Below are 2,020 nucleotides of genomic sequence, written 5' to 3'. Positions count from 1 at the left end.
TGTGATCCGACAACTGATCCGCGACACATGTCCGCCAACTGATGTGCGACATGTGGTCTAGGAAATTGAGGTAGCGGTCCGTGGCCGCTGGCCTTTGATGCTACGCACCGGTTGGGTGGTGGTGCGGCGCACGATCTGGGTGTCGGTGTCGGGGAGTTCGATGGCAAGCGTGGTCTCGGAGACGAGCACGGTGACGGTCTGGTGTTTGTAGTTGCGGCCGAGTGCGACTTTCTGGCCGCAGACCATGATCACGCCGGAGTTGCTGGCGCGGCGCTGGACCCGGATCGGTTCGAGCGAGGGGCGTGGTGGTGGTCCGGCAGGTCGGCTGCCGCGCAGTCGGCGGGCCTGGTCCATGGTCAGCGGGTTCGGGCGGACCCGGAGCAGATCGCGGGTGTCGAGGTCGTAGAACATCAGCGTGGCGGGCTCGAGGCGGATTCCGACCCGGCGACCGCCCAAGATTTCTGCTCCGACCAGGACGTGCCCGCCCAGGGAGACGGTGCCTGCGCGGGACACGATCCGTTCGACCTCGATTGCGTCGCTGTCCTCGATCTGCGGCAGCGGTGAGGGGCCGGCGTTGGTCGCGCCGTCCGCGATCAGTCTTGCGAGGTCGTTCACGGTGAGGTGCGAGCGGACGGTCTTGATCCGGGCACCAGCAACGAGCAGGTGGATGAGGTCGAGGTCGGCCCAGAATCGCAGAGTCTGCCCGGCTCGGTGCGGGCCGAGCCAGAACTGCTTCCCAGACACCTGCAGGTTTCCGCTGGGCGGCACGATCCGGTCGAACTCGATCGGGCCACCCGCCCACGGTTCCCGCACCGGCAGTACCTCTGGACCGCTGATGGTTTCGTCGGTTCGGTTGATGTTGTCGGCATTGGGTTGTGCGAGCGGCGTCAGCTGCGGTGGCAGCCAGAGCTCTACCAGTGCTCGTTCGGCTTGTGAGGTTGGCCGGAACCGGTCGGATGGTGTCACCGGCAGGTTCTGATCAAGCCCCTGGTGGGGCCGATCGGTGTTGTATTCGCCAACGTAAGTGTCGACTGCTTCCTGGGCCAGTTCGACCGAGGTGAACGGGTCCGCGACCGCGAGGAAATCCGGCCGGAAGGTGCCGTGGAATCGCTCCACCTTCCCGTTCTGGTTCGGAGAGGCCGGCGCAGTCAGCCGGTGGGCGATGCCGTTGCGGCGACAGATCTTGTCGAACAACACCTCACCGTTGCGGGCACCGTTGCGACCGAACCGGTCGGTGAACTGCTTGCCGTTGTCAGTGATGATCTCCTCCGGCACCCCGAACCGCACCAGGGCCTCGGCCAGCGCCAGACACACCGCCCGAGCAGTGGCCCGCTCCACCACCTTCGCGATCACGCAGTACCGGGAGTGGTCGTCGACCGCGGTGACGACCTTCGCCTCTCGCAACTCGCCGGTCACGGTGTTGACCAGGTGGATGCCGCCGACGATGTCCATCCCCCACAGCTGCATCGGACCAGGACGCTCGAACCGGACATACGACTCCCTGGGTCGTTTCCGCGGACGAGACCGCAGCAAGCCCTGCCGATGAAGAACCCGTTCGATGGTCCGCTCCGACGGCACCATCACCTCTTCGCTCGACCAGGGGCCAGGCTTGCGGAGCATCTCCAACCGGATCCGCCGCGACCCCCACCGCGGATGCTCCCTGCGCATCTCCGCGATCGCTACTTCCACGGCGTCGGCTACCTGCGCAGGCGACACGTGCGGACGATGCGAACGATCCGCCAGACCAGCCAACTGCTCGGTCAGATACCGCGCGATCCAGCGATGCAGCGTCGACCGATGCACTCCCACCCGACCGGCCACTTCGACAACATCCGCGCCCTCCAGCACCGCACGAACCGCGTCCAGACGTTGCTCGACCACCGACAAGACAACCAGTGCCAATCCCGGCCTCCTGAGTCACCGACGCCCCCACGGAGAACGTCAAACCCAGACTGGCCGAACCAGCCACTGTCGCAGATCACCTGGCGGACGGGTGTCGCACATCAGTCGACGGAGGACA

The 2,020-nt window shown here is 65.9% G+C and carries 1 protein-coding gene; it reads right to left on the bottom strand.

The genetic code is table 11. From position 1 onward, the window contains the following. Positions 1–57 precede the first annotated feature (57 nt). A complete protein-coding gene (locus tag E0H75_RS42815; protein ID WP_131519475.1) occupies positions 58–1,902 on the bottom strand; it encodes an IS481 family transposase in 1,845 nt (614 codons plus the stop codon). Positions 1,903–2,020: the final 118 nt, after the last annotated feature.

The organism is Kribbella capetownensis, from assembly GCF_004331485.1.
GTDB lineage: Bacteria > Actinomycetota > Actinomycetes > Propionibacteriales > Kribbellaceae > Kribbella > Kribbella capetownensis.
Note: the sequence above shows the minus strand (reverse complement) of the source record. Positions and strands in the feature narration are given on the sequence as shown.